The sequence below is a fragment of the Rhizobium skierniewicense Ch11 genome (assembly GCF_023757665.1).
Lineage (GTDB): Bacteria > Pseudomonadota > Alphaproteobacteria > Rhizobiales > Rhizobiaceae > Agrobacterium > Agrobacterium skierniewicense.
This window is the reverse complement of record NZ_RXPG01000005.1, coordinates 58,267-76,394: the sequence shown is the minus strand read 5'-3', so window position 1 is coordinate 76,394 and position 18,128 is coordinate 58,267. Positions and strand designations below refer to the sequence as shown.

General features: G+C 58.7%; 21 protein-coding genes. 8 read left to right on the top strand and 13 right to left on the bottom strand.

Annotation, left to right across the window (positions count from 1 at the left end; translation table 11 throughout):
* Positions 1 to 474 precede the first annotated feature (474 nt).
* Entirely contained in the window at positions 475 to 1,734 is a 1,260-nt protein-coding gene (locus tag EKM04_RS03760; RefSeq protein WP_183897229.1) for a glycerate kinase type-2 family protein, read from the bottom strand.
* Between the two features lie 160 nt (positions 1,735 to 1,894).
* Between EKM04_RS03760 and EKM04_RS03755 the strand changes: the two genes are divergently transcribed.
* A complete protein-coding gene (locus EKM04_RS03755) occupies positions 1,895 to 2,119 on the top strand; it encodes a hypothetical protein (protein ID WP_210290166.1) in 225 nt (74 codons plus the stop codon).
* Between the two features lie 6 nt (positions 2,120 to 2,125).
* Here EKM04_RS03755 and EKM04_RS03750 read toward each other — a convergent pair whose 3' ends face one another.
* Entirely contained in the window at positions 2,126 to 3,853 is a 1,728-nt protein-coding gene (locus EKM04_RS03750) for an ABC transporter ATP-binding protein (protein WP_183897228.1), read from the bottom strand.
* Between the two features lie 224 nt (positions 3,854 to 4,077).
* Here EKM04_RS03750 and EKM04_RS03745 point away from each other — a divergent pair, with 224 nt between their 5' ends.
* Complete coding sequence (locus EKM04_RS03745) at positions 4,078 to 5,271, top strand: AI-2E family transporter (RefSeq protein ID WP_174153263.1); 1,194 nt, start codon at positions 4,078 to 4,080, stop codon at positions 5,269 to 5,271.
* Here EKM04_RS03745 and EKM04_RS03740 read toward each other — a convergent pair.
* Entirely contained in the window at positions 5,238 to 5,735 is a 498-nt protein-coding gene (locus tag EKM04_RS03740; protein WP_183897227.1) for a GNAT family N-acetyltransferase, read from the bottom strand. The two genes, EKM04_RS03745 and EKM04_RS03740, sit on opposite strands and share 34 nt — an antisense overlap.
* 111 nt (positions 5,736 to 5,846) lie before the next feature.
* Between EKM04_RS03740 and EKM04_RS03735 the strand changes: the two genes are divergently transcribed.
* Entirely contained in the window at positions 5,847 to 6,272 is a 426-nt protein-coding gene (locus EKM04_RS03735; protein ID WP_183897226.1) for a hypothetical protein, read from the top strand.
* A 2-nt stretch (positions 6,273 to 6,274) separates the two neighbouring features.
* On the opposite strand, the gene EKM04_RS03730 is transcribed toward EKM04_RS03735, so the two are convergent.
* The 3 genes from EKM04_RS03730 to EKM04_RS03720 form a co-directional block, all read right to left on the bottom strand.
* Complete coding sequence (locus EKM04_RS03730; protein ID WP_183897225.1) at positions 6,275 to 7,411, bottom strand: DUF2336 domain-containing protein; 1,137 nt, start codon at positions 7,409 to 7,411, stop codon at positions 6,275 to 6,277.
* A 149-nt stretch (positions 7,412 to 7,560) separates the two neighbouring features.
* Positions 7,561 to 8,166: a flavin reductase family protein gene (locus tag EKM04_RS03725; protein WP_183897224.1), complete on the bottom strand. Its 606-nt coding sequence runs from the start codon at positions 8,164 to 8,166 to the stop codon at positions 7,561 to 7,563.
* Positions 8,166 to 8,747, bottom strand: coding sequence for a nitroreductase family protein (locus EKM04_RS03720; RefSeq protein WP_183897223.1), 582 nt, complete (start codon positions 8,745 to 8,747; stop codon positions 8,166 to 8,168). Before EKM04_RS03720 ends, EKM04_RS03725 begins: the two co-directional genes overlap by 1 nt.
* Positions 8,748 to 8,856: 109 nt before the next feature.
* Between EKM04_RS03720 and EKM04_RS03715 the strand changes: the two genes are divergently transcribed.
* On the top strand, positions 8,857 to 9,837 hold the full coding sequence (locus tag EKM04_RS03715; protein ID WP_183897222.1) for an RgsD C-terminal domain-containing protein: 981 nt from the start codon (positions 8,857 to 8,859) through the stop codon (positions 9,835 to 9,837).
* An 11-nt stretch (positions 9,838 to 9,848) separates the two neighbouring features.
* Here EKM04_RS03715 and EKM04_RS03710 read toward each other — a convergent pair whose 3' ends face one another.
* The 5 genes from EKM04_RS03710 to EKM04_RS03690 form a co-directional block, all read right to left on the bottom strand.
* The gene (locus EKM04_RS03710) at positions 9,849 to 10,160 is read right to left on the bottom strand and encodes a type II toxin-antitoxin system RelE/ParE family toxin (protein WP_183897221.1); all 312 of its coding nucleotides are present in this window, start codon (positions 10,158 to 10,160) and stop codon (positions 9,849 to 9,851) included.
* Positions 10,160 to 10,417, bottom strand: a complete 258-nt coding sequence (locus tag EKM04_RS03705) for a CopG family ribbon-helix-helix protein (protein WP_174153271.1) — start codon at positions 10,415 to 10,417, stop codon at positions 10,160 to 10,162. Before EKM04_RS03705 ends, EKM04_RS03710 begins: the two co-directional genes overlap by 1 nt.
* Positions 10,418 to 10,520: 103 nt before the next feature.
* Entirely contained in the window at positions 10,521 to 12,533 is a 2,013-nt protein-coding gene (gene thrS / locus EKM04_RS03700) for a threonine--tRNA ligase (RefSeq protein ID WP_183897220.1), read from the bottom strand.
* Positions 12,534 to 12,649: 116 nt separating this feature from the next.
* Positions 12,650 to 13,009, bottom strand: coding sequence for a membrane protein insertion efficiency factor YidD (gene yidD, locus EKM04_RS03695; RefSeq protein WP_183897219.1), 360 nt, complete (start codon positions 13,007 to 13,009; stop codon positions 12,650 to 12,652).
* A gap of 3 nt (positions 13,010 to 13,012) precedes the next feature.
* Positions 13,013 to 13,453 carry an iron-sulfur cluster assembly scaffold protein gene (locus EKM04_RS03690; protein ID WP_183897218.1) on the bottom strand — a complete coding sequence of 147 codons (441 nt, stop codon included), beginning with the start codon at positions 13,451 to 13,453 and terminating at the stop codon, positions 13,013 to 13,015.
* A gap of 253 nt (positions 13,454 to 13,706) precedes the next feature.
* Here EKM04_RS03690 and folE point away from each other — a divergent pair, with 253 nt between their 5' ends.
* From folE to EKM04_RS03675, 3 genes are all read left to right on the top strand, one after another.
* Positions 13,707 to 14,333, top strand: coding sequence for a GTP cyclohydrolase I FolE (gene folE / locus EKM04_RS03685; RefSeq protein ID WP_174153275.1), 627 nt, complete (start codon positions 13,707 to 13,709; stop codon positions 14,331 to 14,333).
* 108 nt (positions 14,334 to 14,441) lie between these two features.
* Entirely contained in the window at positions 14,442 to 14,909 is a 468-nt protein-coding gene (gene hisI, locus EKM04_RS03680; RefSeq protein ID WP_183897217.1) for a phosphoribosyl-AMP cyclohydrolase, read from the top strand.
* An 88-nt stretch (positions 14,910 to 14,997) separates the two neighbouring features.
* Positions 14,998 to 15,951: a patatin-like phospholipase family protein gene (locus EKM04_RS03675; protein ID WP_183897216.1), complete on the top strand. Its 954-nt coding sequence runs from the start codon at positions 14,998 to 15,000 to the stop codon at positions 15,949 to 15,951.
* Positions 15,952 to 15,981: 30 nt separating this feature from the next.
* Here the strand turns inward: EKM04_RS03675 and EKM04_RS03670 are convergent, their stop codons facing one another.
* Both EKM04_RS03670 and EKM04_RS03665 read right to left on the bottom strand, forming a co-directional pair.
* Positions 15,982 to 16,416, bottom strand: a complete 435-nt coding sequence (locus tag EKM04_RS03670; RefSeq protein WP_183897215.1) for a CBS domain-containing protein — start codon at positions 16,414 to 16,416, stop codon at positions 15,982 to 15,984.
* A gap of 156 nt (positions 16,417 to 16,572) precedes the next feature.
* Complete coding sequence (locus tag EKM04_RS03665; RefSeq protein ID WP_174153279.1) at positions 16,573 to 17,322, bottom strand: rhomboid family intramembrane serine protease; 750 nt, start codon at positions 17,320 to 17,322, stop codon at positions 16,573 to 16,575.
* A gap of 234 nt (positions 17,323 to 17,556) precedes the next feature.
* On the opposite strand from EKM04_RS03665, the gene EKM04_RS03660 reads away from it, so the two are divergent.
* Complete coding sequence (locus EKM04_RS03660) at positions 17,557 to 18,114, top strand: PAS domain-containing protein (protein ID WP_183897214.1); 558 nt, start codon at positions 17,557 to 17,559, stop codon at positions 18,112 to 18,114.
* Positions 18,115 to 18,128 lie beyond the last annotated feature (14 nt).

Genomic DNA, 18,128 nt, shown 5'->3' with positions numbered 1-18,128 from the left:
GGCGGTACACAGGCAAACGCTGCATCTGCCCGGCATCCTCGAAGGGGGAGAAAGGGCAGGTGCGGCCGAACTGGCAGGCGGAATGTTTCGGCAACGAAGCACCCGCCGCCCGGAGGTGAAGGGTTGGATCTTGACCATGTCCGACCGGTGAACCGGCAGGGTTTCGGCCCTTTGCCATCCGGGATGCGCCAGCCGTGGCAAGAGGATCGCTGGCGGGCACAAACCGCTGAACGGGGCGCTGAAAGGTGCCAATATTAGACTACCCAACGAGGCAGCTTGCAGCGCCCCGTCCGAATACCATGGCCGATAAGGCGATGGACCGAGAGAAAAAGAGCACACCACGGGCAGATGCTGCCGCGTGAGCGGCGAAGCTTGCGCAAAAGGCTGGCCGGGATTTTTGACAGGTTCTGTGGAAGGTTATGCAGCCGCTGGCGCTCGGTTATGCAGCCGCTGGCGCTAATGCCAGTTCGCGGCTCATCCCAATAAAAACACCCTGAAATCGTTCACATTCGTCCCCGTTGGCCCCGGCACGAACAGATCGTCGGCCAGATTGAAGGCAGACCACGCATCATGGCCGGACAGCAGAGCCCGCGCATCGCCACCCTCCGCGCGCATACGGCTCACGCTGTCGCCATCGGCAAAGGCACCCGCATTGGTCTCCGAACCGTCGATGCCATCCGTATCCGCCGCCAGCGCCATGATACCGGACACGCCTTGCAGATCGAGCGCCGCCGATAGCAGGAATTCGCTGTTGCGCCCGCCCCTGCCATAGGTGCCGTTGCCGATGGTCACGGTTGTCTCGCCGCCCGATAGCAACACCATCGGCTTGGCGAAGGCAGCATTGTCCGCAAATTCGCGCGCCAGCGCCGCATGCATGCGGCCGATATCCCTCGCCTCGCCCTCAATGCTGTCGGACAGAATGAGTGGATGCACGCCGTGGCGTCGCGCCAGATCGGCAGCGGCATCGAGAGACACCCGCGCCGAGGCGATGACATGGACCATGTTTCCGGCAAAGACCGCATCATCCGGCTTCGGCGCCACGGCATGGCGGATGCTGTCGACAATCCGCTCCGGCAAATCGATGCGGTAATCGCGGATGGCGCGCAAGGCATCCGCAGCATCGCTCTCGTCCGGCACGGTCGGGCCAGAGGCGACGAAGGCGGGGTTGTCGCCCGGCACATCGGAGACCACGAGCGTGACCACGCGGGCCGGACGCGCCAGTGCCGCCAGCCTGCCCCCCTTGATACCGGAGAAGTGCTTGCGCACGACATTCATGGCCGAAATCGGCGCGCCGGAAGCCAGCAGCGCTTCATTGAGCCCGATCTCGTCGCTGAGATCAAAGCCTTCCGGTGGTGACGGCAACAGTGCTGATCCGCCACCCGACACCAGCGCAATGACCAGATCGTCTTCGGTCAACCCGCCGACATGCGCCATCAATGCCTGCGCTGCCGCAAGCCCGGCTGCGTCCGGCACCGGGTGGGCAGATTGAAGAACGCGGGTACGCTGGCATTCCGCCACCGGCCCGTGGCGCGCCACGACCAGCCCGTCAAAAGGGTGCGGCCATGCCCGCTCGAAGGCCTGCGCCATCTGGCTTGCCGCCTTGCCCGCTCCGATCACCACGGTGCGGCCCTTCGGCGGTGGCGGAAGATGGCGAAGGATCGCCTCATAGGGATCGGCGGCCTTCACCGCCGCAAAAAACAGCGTCTCCAGAAACGCGCGCGGATTGGCAATCAACTCTGTCCTCCCTCAAGGCAACTCGCTCTACCTCGCAGCACCATGGCCCGACAAGGTCACCTCGGCAAGCCCGCGCGCCACCGCAGCGTATGGTTGATTGAACTTCTCACATCCTCATGCGTTCGGTTTCACAGACAGACAACGACATCGGAGGGATACCATGACCGATACCGACAATCTGGGACCGGAATACAAAAACAACATTTCGTTGAAGGGCAGACGTTTTGTCTGGGACCGGCGCAAATCGAAGCCGTGGATGTTCACCATGGCCATCATTCTCGGGCTCATCGTCGCCGCCAGCGCAGTGGCGGTGACATATATTGTCAGCGCACATCCCGGCAAGCCTGAGACGAACCCGAGCATTGACGCACCCGCCCGTCCCTGAACCCGCTCAGACCAGAAGCTGCGCGCCGAACTGGGCGTCATACAGACGGCTATAGGGGCCTTTCGCCTGTAAAAGTTCATGATGGTTGCCGGTCTCGACAATGCCGCTTTCATCCACAACCACGATGCGCGTCGCATCGCGGATCGTGGCCAGACGGTGGGCGATGACAAGAGTGGTGCGGCCTGCCGCAAGCTCGCTCAGGGATGCCTGAATAGCCCGCTCCGTCTCGGTATCGAGCGCAGACGTCGCTTCGTCAAGAATGAGGATAGGCGGGTTCTTGAGGAACATGCGGGCAATCGACATGCGCTGTTTCTGCCCGCCGGAAAGCTTAACGCCCCGCTCTCCGATCACCGTCTCCATGCCATCAGGCATATCCTTGATGACGCCATCCAGCCGCGCACGCCGCGCCGCATCCCAGATATCCGCATCGCTCGCGCCCAGACGACCATATTCGATGTTCTCGCGAATGGTGCCGCCGAACAGGAACACATCCTGCTGAACGATTCCGATCTGGCTTCGCAGCGACGCCAGGGTCATCTTGCGGATATCGATGCCGTCGATGCTGATCGCCCCGCCCGTCACGTCGTAAAAACGCGGCAGCAGCGAACACAGCGTCGTCTTGCCCGCGCCGGAAGGACCGACGAAGGCGACGGTTTCCCCGGCCCCGATGGTGAGGTCGATATGACGCAGCACCTGTTTGCCGTCACTATAGCCGAAGCTGACATCGCGGTAGGCGATCTCGCCCCGCAGAGCCGGTGCCTCGATGGCGCCCGGCGCATCGGCAATATCGGGTGCGGTGTCGATCAGCTCGGTAAAACGTCTGAAGCCGGCAATGCCCTTTGGATAGGTCTCGATAACGGAATTGATCTTCTCCACAGGGCGGAAGAAGACGTTGACGAGCAACAGGAAGCCGACGAAGCCCCCATTGGTCAGGTCACCCGTCAGCACGAACCACGCGCCACAGATCATGATGATCATCTGCGTCAGACGCATGCTCATGTAGCTCAGGGAGGTGCTGGCCGCCATGATCTTGTAGGCACTGAGTTTGGTCTGGCGGTAACGCTGGTTATCGGCTTCGAACAGCGCCCGCTCGTGGTCCTCGTTGGCAAAGGCCTGAACGACGCGCATGCCACCGACATTTTCTTCGATGCGGGCATTGAAGGCACCGACGCGGCCGTAGAGCGCGCGGAAATTGTTGGTCATGCGGCTGCCGTATCGGCTCGTCACCCAGGCCGTGACTGGAACCACCGCAGCGGTCACCAGCGCCAGCGGCACGTTGACGGACATCATCAGCGCGAACGCCCCGAGGAAAGTCATCACGGCGATGAACAGGTCTTCCGGCCCATGATGCGCCACCTCGCCGATTTCCTCGAGGTCCTTCGTCAGCCGTCCGACCAGATGGCCGGTCTTCTGGTTGTCGAAAAAGCCGAAGGACAGTTTTTGCAGATGGTCGAAGGCACGGCGGCGCATGTCGGTTTCGATGTTGATGCCGAGCATGTGTCCCCAATAGGTGACGATCGCCATCAACCCGGTGTTCATCACATAGATCACCAGAAGACCGATAGACGCAAGGACGATCAGACGCCAGTCGCCTGCGGGCAAAAGCACATCCACGAACGCCTTTACCGCCATCGGAAAGCCGAGTTCCAGAACGCCGGAAAGAACGGCGCAGGAAAAGTCCATGATGAACAGCCCGCGATACGGGCGATAATAGGAGAAGAAGCGACGAAGCATGGCTTTTGTCCAGGACGGCAGGCAACAGCCGTCGAAATTGCAAGTTTGGTCCCCAACTCTCACATTTCCGTAACAAGGCCAAGATAGGGGGCGGTATTTTTACCAAAATCGTCCAATAACGCGTAGCAACACTATAAAAACGAAATGATGCTGGATTATGTTTCGCCTATCGGCACAATGGTGTCAGAACAACATCCGGTCGGGGAAGCGAAAGAGACGCGATTTTGAGCAAAATTGACACGCCCAGAAAGCCCGCAGAGCCACGCTGGCTTGGTCCGGCAGCACATGCGCGCACCGCGCTCGTGCCATCCATCTCGGCTGCGCGCTGGCTTCTGGTTCTCATCGTCGCCGCAGGTATCTACTTTTTCTACGGCTTCCTCGTTCCCGTGCTCGCAGCATTGGTCATCGGCTTCGCCAGTTGGCCCGTCTACCGTGAACTGTTGCGGCGCGTGGGCGGCAACAACACCGTGGGCGCCACTCTTGCATTGCTGCTCATCATTACCTTCCTGATCGTGCCGATCTTTATCGCAGCCTCCTATACCGGCAGCGAAATCCGCGAATGGTTCGGCTGGGCCGTCGAGGTGAACAAGGTGGGAGCGCCCGTGCCCGCATGGATTGCCGCCCTGCCCGGCGTCGGCCTGTGGATGAGCGAACAATGGGTTCGCTACATCGGCACACCCGGCGCCATTGGTGAGGTCATCCAACTGGTCAGCGGCGCCAATATCGGCAACATCTACCGCGCCATCGTCGCCGCCGGAAACGGCGCATTCCATCTGATCCTCACATTGCTTTTCATGCTGATCGCGCTGTTTTTCGTCTACCGCAACGGCGTCGGCTTCGCACGTCAGATCGACCTTATCGGAGAGCGCATTCTGCCCACGCGGTGGGAGCGGATTTCCCGTGTCGTTCCGGCCACGATCAGCTCCACCGTGACGGGCATGACGCTGATCGCGATTGGCGAAGGCATCATCCTGGGCGTGGCCTACTGGATCGCCGGCGTCCCCTCGCCCGTCACCCTCGGCGTCCTGACTGGCGTCATGGCGCTGATCCCCGGTGGCGCGCCCTTGTCGTTCACGCTCGTGTCCGTCTACCTCATGGCCAGCGGTTCCCTCACCGCAGGCATCGCGCTGCTGGCCTGGGGCTCGATCGAGCTTTTTATCGTGGACAAGACCATCCGCCCACGCCTTGTCGGCGGCCCGATCAAATTACCCTTCCTGCCAACCTTTTTCGGTCTGATCGGCGGCGTCAAGACGATGGGCTTTCTCGGCCTGTTCATCGGTCCGGTCCTGATGGCCCTACTCGTTGCCGTGTGGCGCGAATGGGTGCGAGAAGTGGAACTCTCCGCCATCGAGGACGAAGTCGTGCCACCAGGACCGGAAATCGATCACGCAGCGCCGCTACGTAAGACGGCCTCGTAGCCCGCCGCTTGAAGCCTCAGCTCCATGAAAAGGCTGAGCGGATCCGGCTTGTATGGCGGGAACGGCTCGATATCGACGAAGCCCGCCTCATGATAAAGCCTGATTGCCGCCGGCTGGCTAATGCCCGTTTCCAGGCGGATCGCGGTCAGCCCGCGTTCGTGTCCAAGTTCGACCAACGCATTCAGCATCAGCTTGCCGATTTTCAGGCCGCGTGCTTTCGGGTCGACAAACATACGCTTGATTTCCGCTGTGCCATCACCGGCTTCGACAAGAGCGCAGCAACCAACGATCTCGCCATCATGACGTGCCGCAAAGAATGAAACGTTCGGTTTCTCCAGACTGGTGATATCGACGAGATGATTGCTTTCGGGCGGATAGAGCGATGCGGCGTAGGCGTCGGACTGATCGAGAAGGCTAAGGATCTCCGGCTGGCGGGGACTTTCCAAGGTGATGGCAATGGGCATGCTAATTTCCGTTTATTTTTGCAAATGCAGGGCGTTGCGTCGCAATAAGACTACAATTCCGCTAGATCGTCGCTGTTAGACAATTCTCCTTCCAGAGGCAACAGAGCGACAATGAGAACCGCGCTTGTTTTGATGACCATTCTCGGCTGCGACGATACCGCAACCGACTGCCGACATATCGCGACCATGCAGCAACGCTGGACGAGCATAGAACTGTGCGATGCCGAATCGGAAAAGCAGCTGGGCAATTTCGCCAACGCCTCCTATCCCGTGGTGGTCGCCGTTTGCCAGACACCGGATGCGCCGAAAGATGACATTGCCAAGACCGATGGTGCCAAGACCGATGGTCAGACGCCGGACGCGACCACCACATCGCTTCCGCTGGACACGGAAGAAGAGCAGACGCTGACACAGCGCGCCATCACCCGTGTGCGCAGAATTTTGCCGTCCACCGAAGGCGTCAAGGAAGTGTTGGGCAAGCCGGTACGAATGGTGGAAGACAGCTATTCCTGGATCGCACGTCGTTTCGCAAAGTAGCTCTACGCGGCCTGCGCAACCAAGTCGCTCGCCAAGGCCCGGGCGCGATTGCGCTGTTGCAGCATGTGCAGTTTTTCCACCATATGCAGCAATTCGCGCATGGCAGCATCGCCGTCAACATGCGCAAATTTTGCCATCAACCCCGACGACAGCTCCATGATGGTGTCCGCATAAGGCGTGTCCGCAGCATTCCGCCACAAAAGCGTCGCCTCCATGAAGATGTTCAGCACTGCACCGAAAAGGCCTGTCGATTGGAACAGGGCCTTCAGCGCATGATGTCGTCCTGTGGCCAGAATGGAGCGCACCCGGTGGCTGTCCAGACCCGACAGATTGGAGATCGATTCGGCAAAGAAATCGAGTTTTCCAGAGCACAATGCACTCATCAGAAAGGCAGGTGTAAGCCCCGCCTGCTCCCGAAGATGTTCGACCATCATCGGCATATCTTCCCTGGCGACATCGCCGGCAATCATCACCGTTGCCGCGTCAGAGGCATCCCGAATGACACTTTGAAGACGACCCGCGGGTATGACGTTGCCGACGAGATCGCATGCCGCTAGCGCCGCACCGATATGGCCGACCATGCTGTAGCGCACATCGGCGGGCAGATCGTCATGGTGCAGAAGAAGGTCTCGGATCTCAGCATCATCCACATGCCGCTCGGCAATTCGTCGTAGAGCAAAGGGCGTGATACAGGCGCTGCGGTTTTCGAGCAGAATGGAGAGTTCGAGAACACCGCCGAGTTCGGCCAGCGCCGCACAGGCGCCCGCAGCAAGGTACGGGCGCGCGGCAATCATGGCGCGTGTCATGGCCGTGCCGTTTCCGGCCAGATCGACCAGATCGGTTTCCCGCAGCACAGGCGAATGGATAATGACAAGGCAGGCGATTTCGGGCTGATCTTCCGCGAGCGCGAAGACAATGGCGCGGGGTGCATCGGGCGCGTAGGCTAGCTGTTCTGCGAGGGCGAGGCGCACCTTCGGGGACGGATCATCCAGTAGATAGGTCATCGCATCATAGGCGCTATCGTAACGATCCTGCGGCAGGCGGGATTGCAGATAAGCCTGCGCAAGTACGCTGGCCGCCTTGGTGCGATCACGCGATCCAGCTTTTTCCGACCAACGAAGAAATGCTTGTACGATCACCCTGCGCCCCAAAAACAGACAATTCCGACTGGTCTGGAACAGGCGTGATCCCAATGCGAATCCGACCCCTGCCCCTAGAGTACCGACACTAGGAGCAAAAGGTTTACGATTGGTTCACCATATCTTTTAACAATCCGGAAAGACGCATCTCACGAACCGGGCCGCTTGAGCTGGAAGACGTCAACGCCGCCGTCGCAATAATCCATGTAGCCCATGCGCGCCACGGGGCGTGCCCGTGTCATGTCTATACGACCATTGTCGATGACGGCTTCATCCAGATGAATGCCGACGACCTGCCCGAAGACAATCCAGGAATCAGCCTCCACGCCATCGACATCCACGGGGCGCATGATCTGCGTGACGCGGCACTCCAGAGCGGCATAGGCCTCCGCGACATAGGGTGCATCCACAAGTTCCCCCTGTTTCGGCGTGAGCCCGGCAAGCTCGAATTCGTTGACACCATATGCGACAGGCGCGGAGGATGCGTTCATCTTGTCCACAAGGTGCCGGCTGACGAGATTGGCGGTAAACACACCGCTTTCCTCGACATTGCGCACGCTATGCTTATGGCCGCTGGACGAAAACATGATGAGCTTGGGGACATCCGCCACCGCATTGAAGAAAGAATACGGCGCAAGATTGAGCGATCCGTCCTTTCCCTTGGACCCGATCCAGCCGATAGGCCGTGGCGCGACAATGGCCTTGAATGGATCATGCGACAGGCCATGCCGATTGGTATCGGTGGTGTAGAACATCAGGCTTCGCCCACCCATGTCACGACGTCAGAGAGTTGCGGACGCGGGCGTTCGACCGGCGGAAACGTCGTTGACCCAATGTGGATGAAGCCCGCGATTTTTTCGCCCGGATTGACCCCTAGCGCGGGGAAGAGTGCTTCGTCGTAGGACACCCATTCCGTCAGCCAGTTGGCGGCATAGCCCTTGGCGTTGGCCGCAAACAGCATGTTGAGGCAAACTGCACCGACGGACATGACCTGCTCCCATTCGGGAATTTTGACATGCGGCGCAGCCGTGCTGACAACAGCGACAACAAGAGGTGCGCGGGTGAAGCGGGTGCGCTCGACCTCCTGATATTCGGCGCTGAGGTCAGGTGTTTTTTCGAGTGCGCGCTTCAAGGCAGCGTTGCCCAGCCGCTCGCGCTCTTCGCCCCGGTAGACGATGAAGCGCCATGGCGCGATCTTGCCGTGGTCGGGAACGCGGACTGTCAGGCGCAATATCTCTTCGATCTCTGCGCGATCCGGGCCCGGCTCGGTCAGCTGCGGCGCTGGCGTGGACCGGCGAACATTCAGGTAATCGATGAGGGTGATATTGTCTTTCATATCAGAACCGTTCCATTATCATACATATCAAATCAGGGGCCTTGAAATCGCCACGGCATTGCGTTTGAAGTGGTCCCAGAAAAACAAGAAGTCAATCCGGTTGAGCGTAATGACATCCATCAAAATTGCGGCAAGTGTTTGTATGGCAGCCGTTTTGGTCGTCTTGCCGAGTGGTGCCGCGTTCTCTCAGGACGCCTTCAAGGATTTCAAACAGCTTGGCGGAACGCAGAAGATGCCAAAGCTCAACGCTTTCACGGCACCCGCTGCCCCCGACGCCCCACAATCCAACTCCCGCGACATCACCATGGAAGCCAAGCTGACCAATGACGGAGAGCCGATGATGGAGGGGCTCGCATGGCGCGTGTTCAGCCCCATACCCGGCCCGGACGGGAAGTTGCCGATGTTGGCGAGTTCGGATGGCGGCCCGGCGGAATTCCACCTGACACCCGGTGACTACTTCATCAATGTGTCGTTCGGACGTGCAGGCGTGACCAAGAAGGTCAGCGTTCCCGCCAGTGGCAAGATCGACAAGCAGGTGCTGATTCTCGATGCCGGTGGCTTCGTACTGAACGCCGTGGCCGGAACCGACAAACGGATTTCGCCGGGCCAACTCAAATTTTCGATCTATTCACCGGATACGCAGGAGGATGGTGAACGCCGTCTCGTGATGTCCGATGTCAAACCCAACACCATCGTGCGGCTCAACGCCGGGACCTACCATGTCGTCTCCGAATATGGCGGCGTCAACGCGGTCGTCCGCGCCGATATTCAGGTCGAGGCGGGCAAGCTGACGGAAGCGACGCTTCAGCACCGTGCCGCACAGGTAACGCTGAAGCTGGTGTCGGAACATGGTGGCGAAGCGATTGCCGATACAGCCTGGTCGGTACTCACAGGCTCGGGTGACCTCGTCAACGAAAGCGTGAGCGCTTTCTCCACGATGGTTCTGGCCGACGGCGAATACACAGCCATCGCCCGCAACAAGGACAAGGTCTACCAGCGCAACTTCAAAGTGGCTGCGGGCAACGACTCAGATGTTGAAGTGTTGATGAAGGACCAGGCCCCGGAAGAGACGACGGGTGATTTCGAGTGACGTCGGCGACCTCATTCAGAATCGTCATCCGGATCTAGACCGGGAACCAACGGCCGCATGCGGCCATGGCGAACAGCGACAATCTCGATAACATCGACTTTTCGCATGTAGTCCATGAGATAATCACCGAAAACCCAAGTCTTGCATCCGGCGACAGGAAGATTGTTATTTTCCTGTCCGATATCTGGAAATATCTCGATATTTCGCCTTGCCTCTGCGATTGCCTGAATGAAGCGTGTGGCTGCAATGGGATTTCTGCTTTTGAGGTATTGAACTTCATTTCGCAAATATGCCGCAGCCGAACGCGAAATGATCACGCGCATCAGGCGGCCTTTTCAGATGCGGTTCTCTTCAAGTCCGCAACGACAGCGTCGAGGTCTTCGTACTCTCCATCCTCAATCTCCTCCCGCCCCCGCTTCACAGCGAGAATATCAGCTCCCTCGTTCAGGAGATATGTCTTGAGAGCACGAACAATGACCCAGCTTCGAGACCGCTCGGTCGTTTCGGCAATCTTTTCGATTTCCGTTAGCACATCCTCTGGCATTCGTAACGTGATAGGATTGGAAAGCGCCTGCTTCATGGGTCATCCTCCTGGAACTTGTATTTCATTGTAATACAGATTGGAAAAAAAACACCCCCGGAAATGTCTTTCCGAGGGTGAAGGAGAACGCGTTTTGAATACGTTAAGCAGCTTTTGCCTTGGCAGCCTTTGCCGCACGCTTGCGCTTAACGTCCGGTGGTGTCGCCTCCTCCACAAGATTGGCGATCGCCTCGTCCAGCGCGTAGGAGGTCTGCGCCTGCGAGCCGAGGCGGCGGATGTTGACTGTGCGCTCTTCAGCTTCCTTTTTGCCGCAAACGATGATGACCGGGACCTTGGTGACCGAGTGTTCGCGGACCTTGTAGTTGATCTTCTCGTTGCGGAAATCGGTTTCGACCGAAAGACCCGCGTCGCGTAGCGCTTCGGCGACTTCGCGACCATAATCATCGGCGTCTGAGGTGATGGTGGCGACGACGACCTGCTGCGGTGCGAACCACAGCGGCATGTGACCGGCGAAATTCTCGATGAGAATCCCGAGGAACCGTTCCATCGAGCCGCAGATGGCGCGGTGGATCATCACCGGCTGGCGCTTTTCGGAGGCTTGATCGATGTAGAAGGCACCAAAGCGTTCAGGCAGATTGAAATCCACCTGCGTTGTGCCGCACTGCCATTCGCGACCAATGGCATCCTTCAGCGTGTACTCAAACTTCGGACCGTAGAACGCACCCTCGCCCGGCAGAATATCGGTCTTGATACGACCCTCGGACTGGGATTCGATGGATTTCAGCACATCGGTCATCACGCTTTCGGCGCGGTCCCAGACCTCGTCGGAGCCGACGCGCTTTTCTGGGCGCGTAGACAGCTTGACGACGATTTCGTCGAAACCGAAATCCTTGTAGACCGACAGGATGAGATCGTTGATGCGCAGGCATTCCGCCGCCATCTGCTCTTCCGTGCAGAAGACGTGCGCGTCATCCTGTGTGAAGCCGCGAACACGCATCAAGCCATGCAGCGCGCCGGAGGCTTCGTAGCGATGAACGTTGCCGAATTCCGCAAGGCGAACAGGCAATTCCCGGTAAGACTTCAACCCATGCTTGAAGATTTGAACATGACCCGGGCAGTTCATTGGCTTCAGCGCGAAGACGCGGTTATCCGCTTCCTCATCCTTCGGGTGAGTGAACGCACAGGCCGATTTCACGGCGAACATGTTTTCCTGATACCAGCCCCAGTGACCGGAGGTTTCCCACAAGGAAGCATCCAGCACCTGCGGTGCATTGACCTCCTGATAGGTACCTTCCAACTGCCGGCGCATATAGGCCGTCAGGGTCTGGAACATGCGCCAGCCCTTGCCGTGCCAGAAGACGACGCCAGGGCCTTCTTCCTGAAAATGGAACAGGTCCATCTCGCGACCGAGCTTGCGGTGATCGCGCTTTTCGGCTTCGGCCAGAATGTGGAGATACTGATCCAGCTCTTCCTGCGTAGCCCATGCGGTGCCGTAGATGCGCGTCAGCATCGGGTTGTTGCTATCGCCACGCCAATAGGCACCGGCAACCTTCATCAGCTTGAAGGCCGTGCCGATCTGCCCGGTGTTGGCCATGTGAGGACCCCGGCAAAGATCGAACCAGTCACCCTGATAATAAATCTTGAGGTCCTGCCCCTCGGGGATCGCATCCACAAGTTCGACCTTGTATTGCTCACCCTTGGCAGCGAAGACTTCTTTCGCCTTTTCACGGGACCAGATTTCGCGTGTGAACGGCTTGGACCGACCGATGATCTCCTTCATCTTCTTTTCGATCTTCGGCAGATCGTCCGGCGTGAAGGGCTCGTTCTTGGCAAAGTCGTAATAAAAGCCGTTTTCGATCACGGGGCCGATCGTGACTTGCGTACCGGGCCACAATTCTTGCACGGCTTCCGCCATCACGTGGGCCGCATCGTGACGGATCAGCTCCAGCGCGCGGCTATCGTCTCGGGTGACGATCTCGATCTTGCCATCGACAATGGTTTCGGAAAGGTCGCGCACAGTGCCATCCAGCGCAATCGCGACGGCCTTCTTGGCAAGCGACTTGGAAATGGATTCGGCCACATCGCGCCCGGTCGTGCCTTGTGCATACTGGCGAACGGAGCCATCGGGAAATGTGAGGGAAATGGCGTCTGACATCATACTTCTCCTGTCCAGTCCCGCCAACGAATGCGGGTGGTTTCATGTAAAATCGGTCGATCGATCGTGACTGATCGAGGCGACTGTTTAAACGCGTTCGCCAGAAGGGTAAAGGCTCATTGCTGGCCAGAATGAGAACGAAGATACCGCCAGGGCATGTACCACTTCTGCCGTGCGCCCAGCTGTTCCGCGACGGGATCAAGCCCGCTGGTGCCACCCGGTCCGCAGCGGGCGACGCGAAACAGGGTCATCCAGCCACCGGCCCAGAAACCGTGGCGGGCAAAGGCCTCATAGCCATATTCGGAGCAGGTGGGAATGTGGCGGCAGGAATTACCGATGAAGCCTGAGAATGCCAGCTGGTAGAAACGGATGAGGCCCATCCCGAGAAGGCGTCCCGGGGTTTTGCGAAAGGAGCCGGACCAGTTGCGAGTTTTCGGCGTCCTGTCAGGGTGCTGGCAGTGCGGCTCGTTACACACGGCTTAAGCCGGAAGACGCTGCTCTGCCTCGATCTGGTCGAGACAGTCGCAGATCGCGTCGAATGTGAGCATGGTAGAGGCGTGGCGGGCTTTGTAGTCCTTCACCGGTTTCAAAACACGCATATCCTCGAACCTGCCGCCCGGCCCCTCACCGCCTGCCGTCAGCATGGCAAGCATGTCGGCGCGTGCCGTTCGGATTTGATCGCTCGTGGCGCCTACGACATGGCGGGCCATGATGGACGAAGAGGCCTGCCCCAGGGCGCAGGCACGCACCTCATGGGAGAAATCCGTGACAACACCATGGGTGAGCTTCACGTAAACCTTGACCTTGGAGCCGCACAGCTTGGAGTGTTTCTGAGCGCTGGCATGCGCATCCGGCATATCGCCGGTGAGCGGAATATTACCAGCAAACTCCAGAATTCGGTCGTTGTAGATATCGTCCATGTGATGATCCGTGTGGGCAGGATTGGTTTTTCAAACACCTCGTCAACCAAGGCAGCACTTTTCTGCCACTTGTCATCTTTATATGTTATGAGACGCCTACGTCATCAAGGTGTGATCATTTATCGCATGCCAAATTCGTGACCTCAGGCTTGCATTATTGCCTGAAAACAACCAGATAGCACGCGCGGCGCGTTGTAATTGGAGCCGTAACCCATATTCAGATGCAGCCTTGAACTGCATCGGAGATCAAAAGATGGATGCAATCGTGAAGAATTTCCCCGGTGCGGGTGCTCAGGACGGTATTTCCGCCGAGCGCCCTACGCAGGCCGAAGCTGAAGATGCCGTGCGCGTTTTGCTGCGCTGGGCGGGCGACAATCCCGACCGTGAAGGCCTGCTCGACACGCCAAAGCGCGTAGCAAAATCCTACCGCGAACTGTTCAGCGGCTACGCGCTGGATGCCAACGACGTGCTGGGCACGACATTCGAAGAAGTCGGCGGTTACGACGACATCATTCTGGTGCGTGACATTCCCTTTTATTCCCACTGTGAACACCACATGGTTCCGATCATTGGTAAAGCGCATGTCGCCTACCTGCCGGAAGGTCGCGTGCTGGGCCTTTCCAAGATCGCCCGCGTCGTCGAAATCTTCGGTCGCCGTTTGCAGACGCAGGAAACGATGACGGCGCAGATCGCCAACGCCATCGAAAGCAAGCTGAAGCCGCGCGGTGTGGCCGTGATGATCGATGCAGAACACATGTGCATGTCCATGCGTGGCGTGCAGAAGCAGGGGTCGACCACGCTGACGACCAGCTTCACCGGCACATTCAAGTCGGAAGCTGCCCAGCAAGCTCGCTTCATGTCCATGGTTTATAGCCGCTAATACCAGTTTCGATACGGGCGGCTGAACACATCGTTTCGCCGCCCGACATCCATCCTGCTCATGGTCGTGTCCCCGCGGCGACCGCTCCCACGAACTGTCGAGGTTCCCATGGCGCTGACATTTCCGCCCGCTTCTGGCGATAAGCACGAGCTTGAGGCAGCCGGTGCCTTCACCCCGAAATTCGATGCTCATGGCCTCGTCACTGCCGTCGTGACGGATTTGAAAGACGGCGAATTGTTGATGGTTGCGCATATGAATGCGCAGGCCGTAGCGCTGACGCTGGAAACCGGCATCGCGCATTATTACAGTCGTTCGCGCGACAAAATCTGGAAAAAGGGCGAAACCTCCGGCAATCTCCAAACCGTGCGCGAGATGCGCACCGATTGCGATCAGGATGCGATCTGGCTCAAGGTCTCGGTCGCGGGCCACGATGCCACGTGCCACACAGGTCGTCGCTCCTGCTTCTATCGCACGGTGACGCTGGACAATGGGCAAGCCGTGACCACCATCACGGACGATAAACGCCATTTCGATCCCGCGATCACCTACGCATCAGAGCCCTCCCGCCAAGACTAATTTTTCATTTCGTCTCATTTTGTTACGAATATTATAGGAAGTCTCCGGGTAGATTACGATTTCGTAGATTTGCCTGGGAGTGGTACCGATGTTGGGATGGGGTTCAAACCGTGATAATCCGGCGGCGGTCACGTCTTTGGAAAAGATCGCGCAACCAGCCTCCTCTCCGGTCCCTTCGGTTCCCCCTGGCCGCATCGCACTTGCCCTCGGCGGTGGCGCGGCGCGCGGATGGGCCCATATTGGCGTTCTGCGTGCACTGGATGAAGCAGGCGTCAAGATCGGGATGATCGCGGGCACCTCCATCGGTGCGCTGGTGGGCGGATGCTACCTGGCGGGCAAGCTGGACGAACTCGAAGACTTTGCCCGATCCCTGACATTGCGTCGCATTGCCGGGCTACTGGACCTGACGATTGGTGGCGGTGGACTGTTCGGCGGCATGCGGCTGACCAAGCGCATGCAGGAACATCTGGTCGGTCTCACCATCGAGGATCTCGAGCATCCCTTCATCGCCGTTGCGACCGAACTGAAGACCGGTCATGAAGTATGGGTGCATCAGGGCGACCTGATCACCGCGTTGCGCGCCTCCTACGCCCTGCCCGGTATCTTCGAGCCGGTTCGGTGCAATGGCAGGACTCTGATCGATGGCGCACTGGTCAACCCCGTGCCTGTTTCCGTGTGCCGGGCCTACGAGCAGACAGTGGTGGTCGCCGTGAACCTGAACTACGATATTTTCGGCCGCTCGGCCGTCGTCAAGCATGGTGCCGGCACAGGCAGCGTCGACACGGGCCGCAAGCCGACCGTCGAGCCATCGTCACGGGTTGGATTGCCCGGTGTCATGGTACAGGCGTTCAACATCATTCAGGACCGAATTTCGCGTTCGCGCCTTGCGGGTGATCCACCGGATCTGACGCTGCATCCACGTATCAACCATATCGGGCTCTCCGAATTTCACCGCGCCGCCGAATCCATCGAGCGCGGCTACGAGGAGACACGCTCGCGGATTCCGGAACTGCAGAGAATGCAGCAGGTTTTCCAGCGCTGATACCTGCAACTGACGTGATCGTTGCGCGCTCTACCCAGCGATGTAAGCCTTGATATGCTCGGCTTCCGCTTCAATTTCGCCGATACGGGCCTTCACCACGTCACCGATCGAGATGATGCCGACGAGGCGGCCATCGGCTTCTACTGGCAGATGGCGAAACCGACCGCCGGTCATCAATTCCATCAGGTCGTCTGTGCTGGAGCCCTCGTGACAACGGGTGACGTTTTTGGTCATCACCTCGGAAACCCTGGCCTCGAGCGCTGCGGAGGCGTGCGTCGCGATGGCCTTGACGATATCACGCTCCGTGAAGATTCCAAGAATCGCGCCATGATCATCGGTGACGACAACAGCGCCGATGCGGTTTTCGTGCAGGGTAACCGCCGCCTCCCCGAGTGACAGATCCGGCCTGACGGTTATGACATCACGGCCCTTGAGATCGAGAAGTTCTTTCACAAATATCGGCATGGCTTCCTCCGCAATGACAGGTATTTTGAAGCGCGCGCCGTGTCTCCTCACAGGCGCGCTTACCTTACACGATCAATGGTGCGCCAGCGATCGGTGGAAAGCAATATGTTTCCACGGACACAGAACGTTCAATAGATTGAGTGAAGTCCCAAAGGCTCAGGCGCGCACGGCATCCTTGCGGTCAAACAGCGCAAAGAAGAGAAAGCCAAGCAGGAAACCAAAGATATGGGCATCCCAGGCCACCTCGCCGCCTACATCTCCAAAAAGAGGGATGCCAACGGCGATCAACACGTTACCGAACAACCACATCAGCGTGAAGATGAGAACCGTCCGGTTGGTGAGCGCCTCGACAATGCCCTGACGTGGCAATCTGTGGCCAATGGCCGGGTGATAGCGCCCCCCATTGGCGGGAAAAGCGAACCGGCATGCGGCCCCCATCAGCGCGGAGACGACACCGGATGCACCGATGAGAACCGTGACATCACCCCAATTTAGAAAAGCATGTCCGAAGGCGGCGACGGCTGAAGACACGCACCAGAGCAAAATGAAACGCAATGTGCCGATACGGCGCAGAACGGGGGCACCAAACGCCATCAGCCACAGCCCGTTGAACAGAATGTGCTCGATACCGCCATGCAAAAACGAATAGGTGATCGGCGTCCACAGCCACTCCAGACCTTGCTGCGACAATGGCACGGCATAACGAAGCGGGATGAAACCGAAGGTGTAGAGGAACCAACCATAAGCGTCTTCAGACAGAAGATATGTCGAGATGACATGGACCGCGATCAGGACGCCGAGAATTGCGACGAGAACACCAGGCAGGTTGAAAACCGGGGTTTTCTGAGGCGGTGCTGGCTGATGGACCTCATCGGTTTCCGATGGGCCAGTGTCGTGATGCGTCATGAATGAAACTCTCTTCCCAAGCCGTTCCGCGTTGTCTCCTGCGAGCAATATAGGAACGAAGCGGGAAAAAGAAGCACTGTCGGGACAGATGGTTGACCGAGGCAAAACACGCCCTGGCGTTCACGGACGTACGGCTTGGCACGGAAATCGCTCCGTCCTCTCTTACCACCGCAAATGAGGGCACTGCCTGTATCGAAAAGATACAGATATCCCGCGGGTACGGAGATTGAAGTCATGAAGACGAATACGAGTATCGATATTTACGCTTATTGGGATGCCCTGCGCGGCAACCGCGCTGCACCGCTGCGAAGCGAAATTGATCCCTCACACATACGCCATCTGCTTCCAGACCTGTTCGTGCTGACCGACAGCAACGACGGTTCACCCGTCTTTCGGCTGACAGGAACACGACTTTACAATCTTTTTGGACGTGAGCTGCGTGAAACCGCGTTTTCAGCCCTCTGGCAAGCGGATCAATCTGGAGATGCCTGCCGTATCGCCAGCGGGGTGATGCAGAACGAACGGCCCGTTCTGTTCGACATCGAAGCTGAAAGCGAGAGCGGCCATCTGCGCCAGGAATTCGAAATGCTGCTTTTGCCGCTGCAGGCCGAGCCGCACTTTCCCGCCCGCTTGCTGGGCGCTCTGGTGTCGGATCCGCCATTGGCCGATTTCGGCCAGCCGTTTCAGCCACTGTCGCTGACGCGCAGCCGCCTGCTGGAGCCGCAATTTCCGCGACTTCTCTCCAGCAATCTCGATAAGGCAGGCACGCGTTACGGCGGCGTCTCACTATGAGACCTTATACAGGT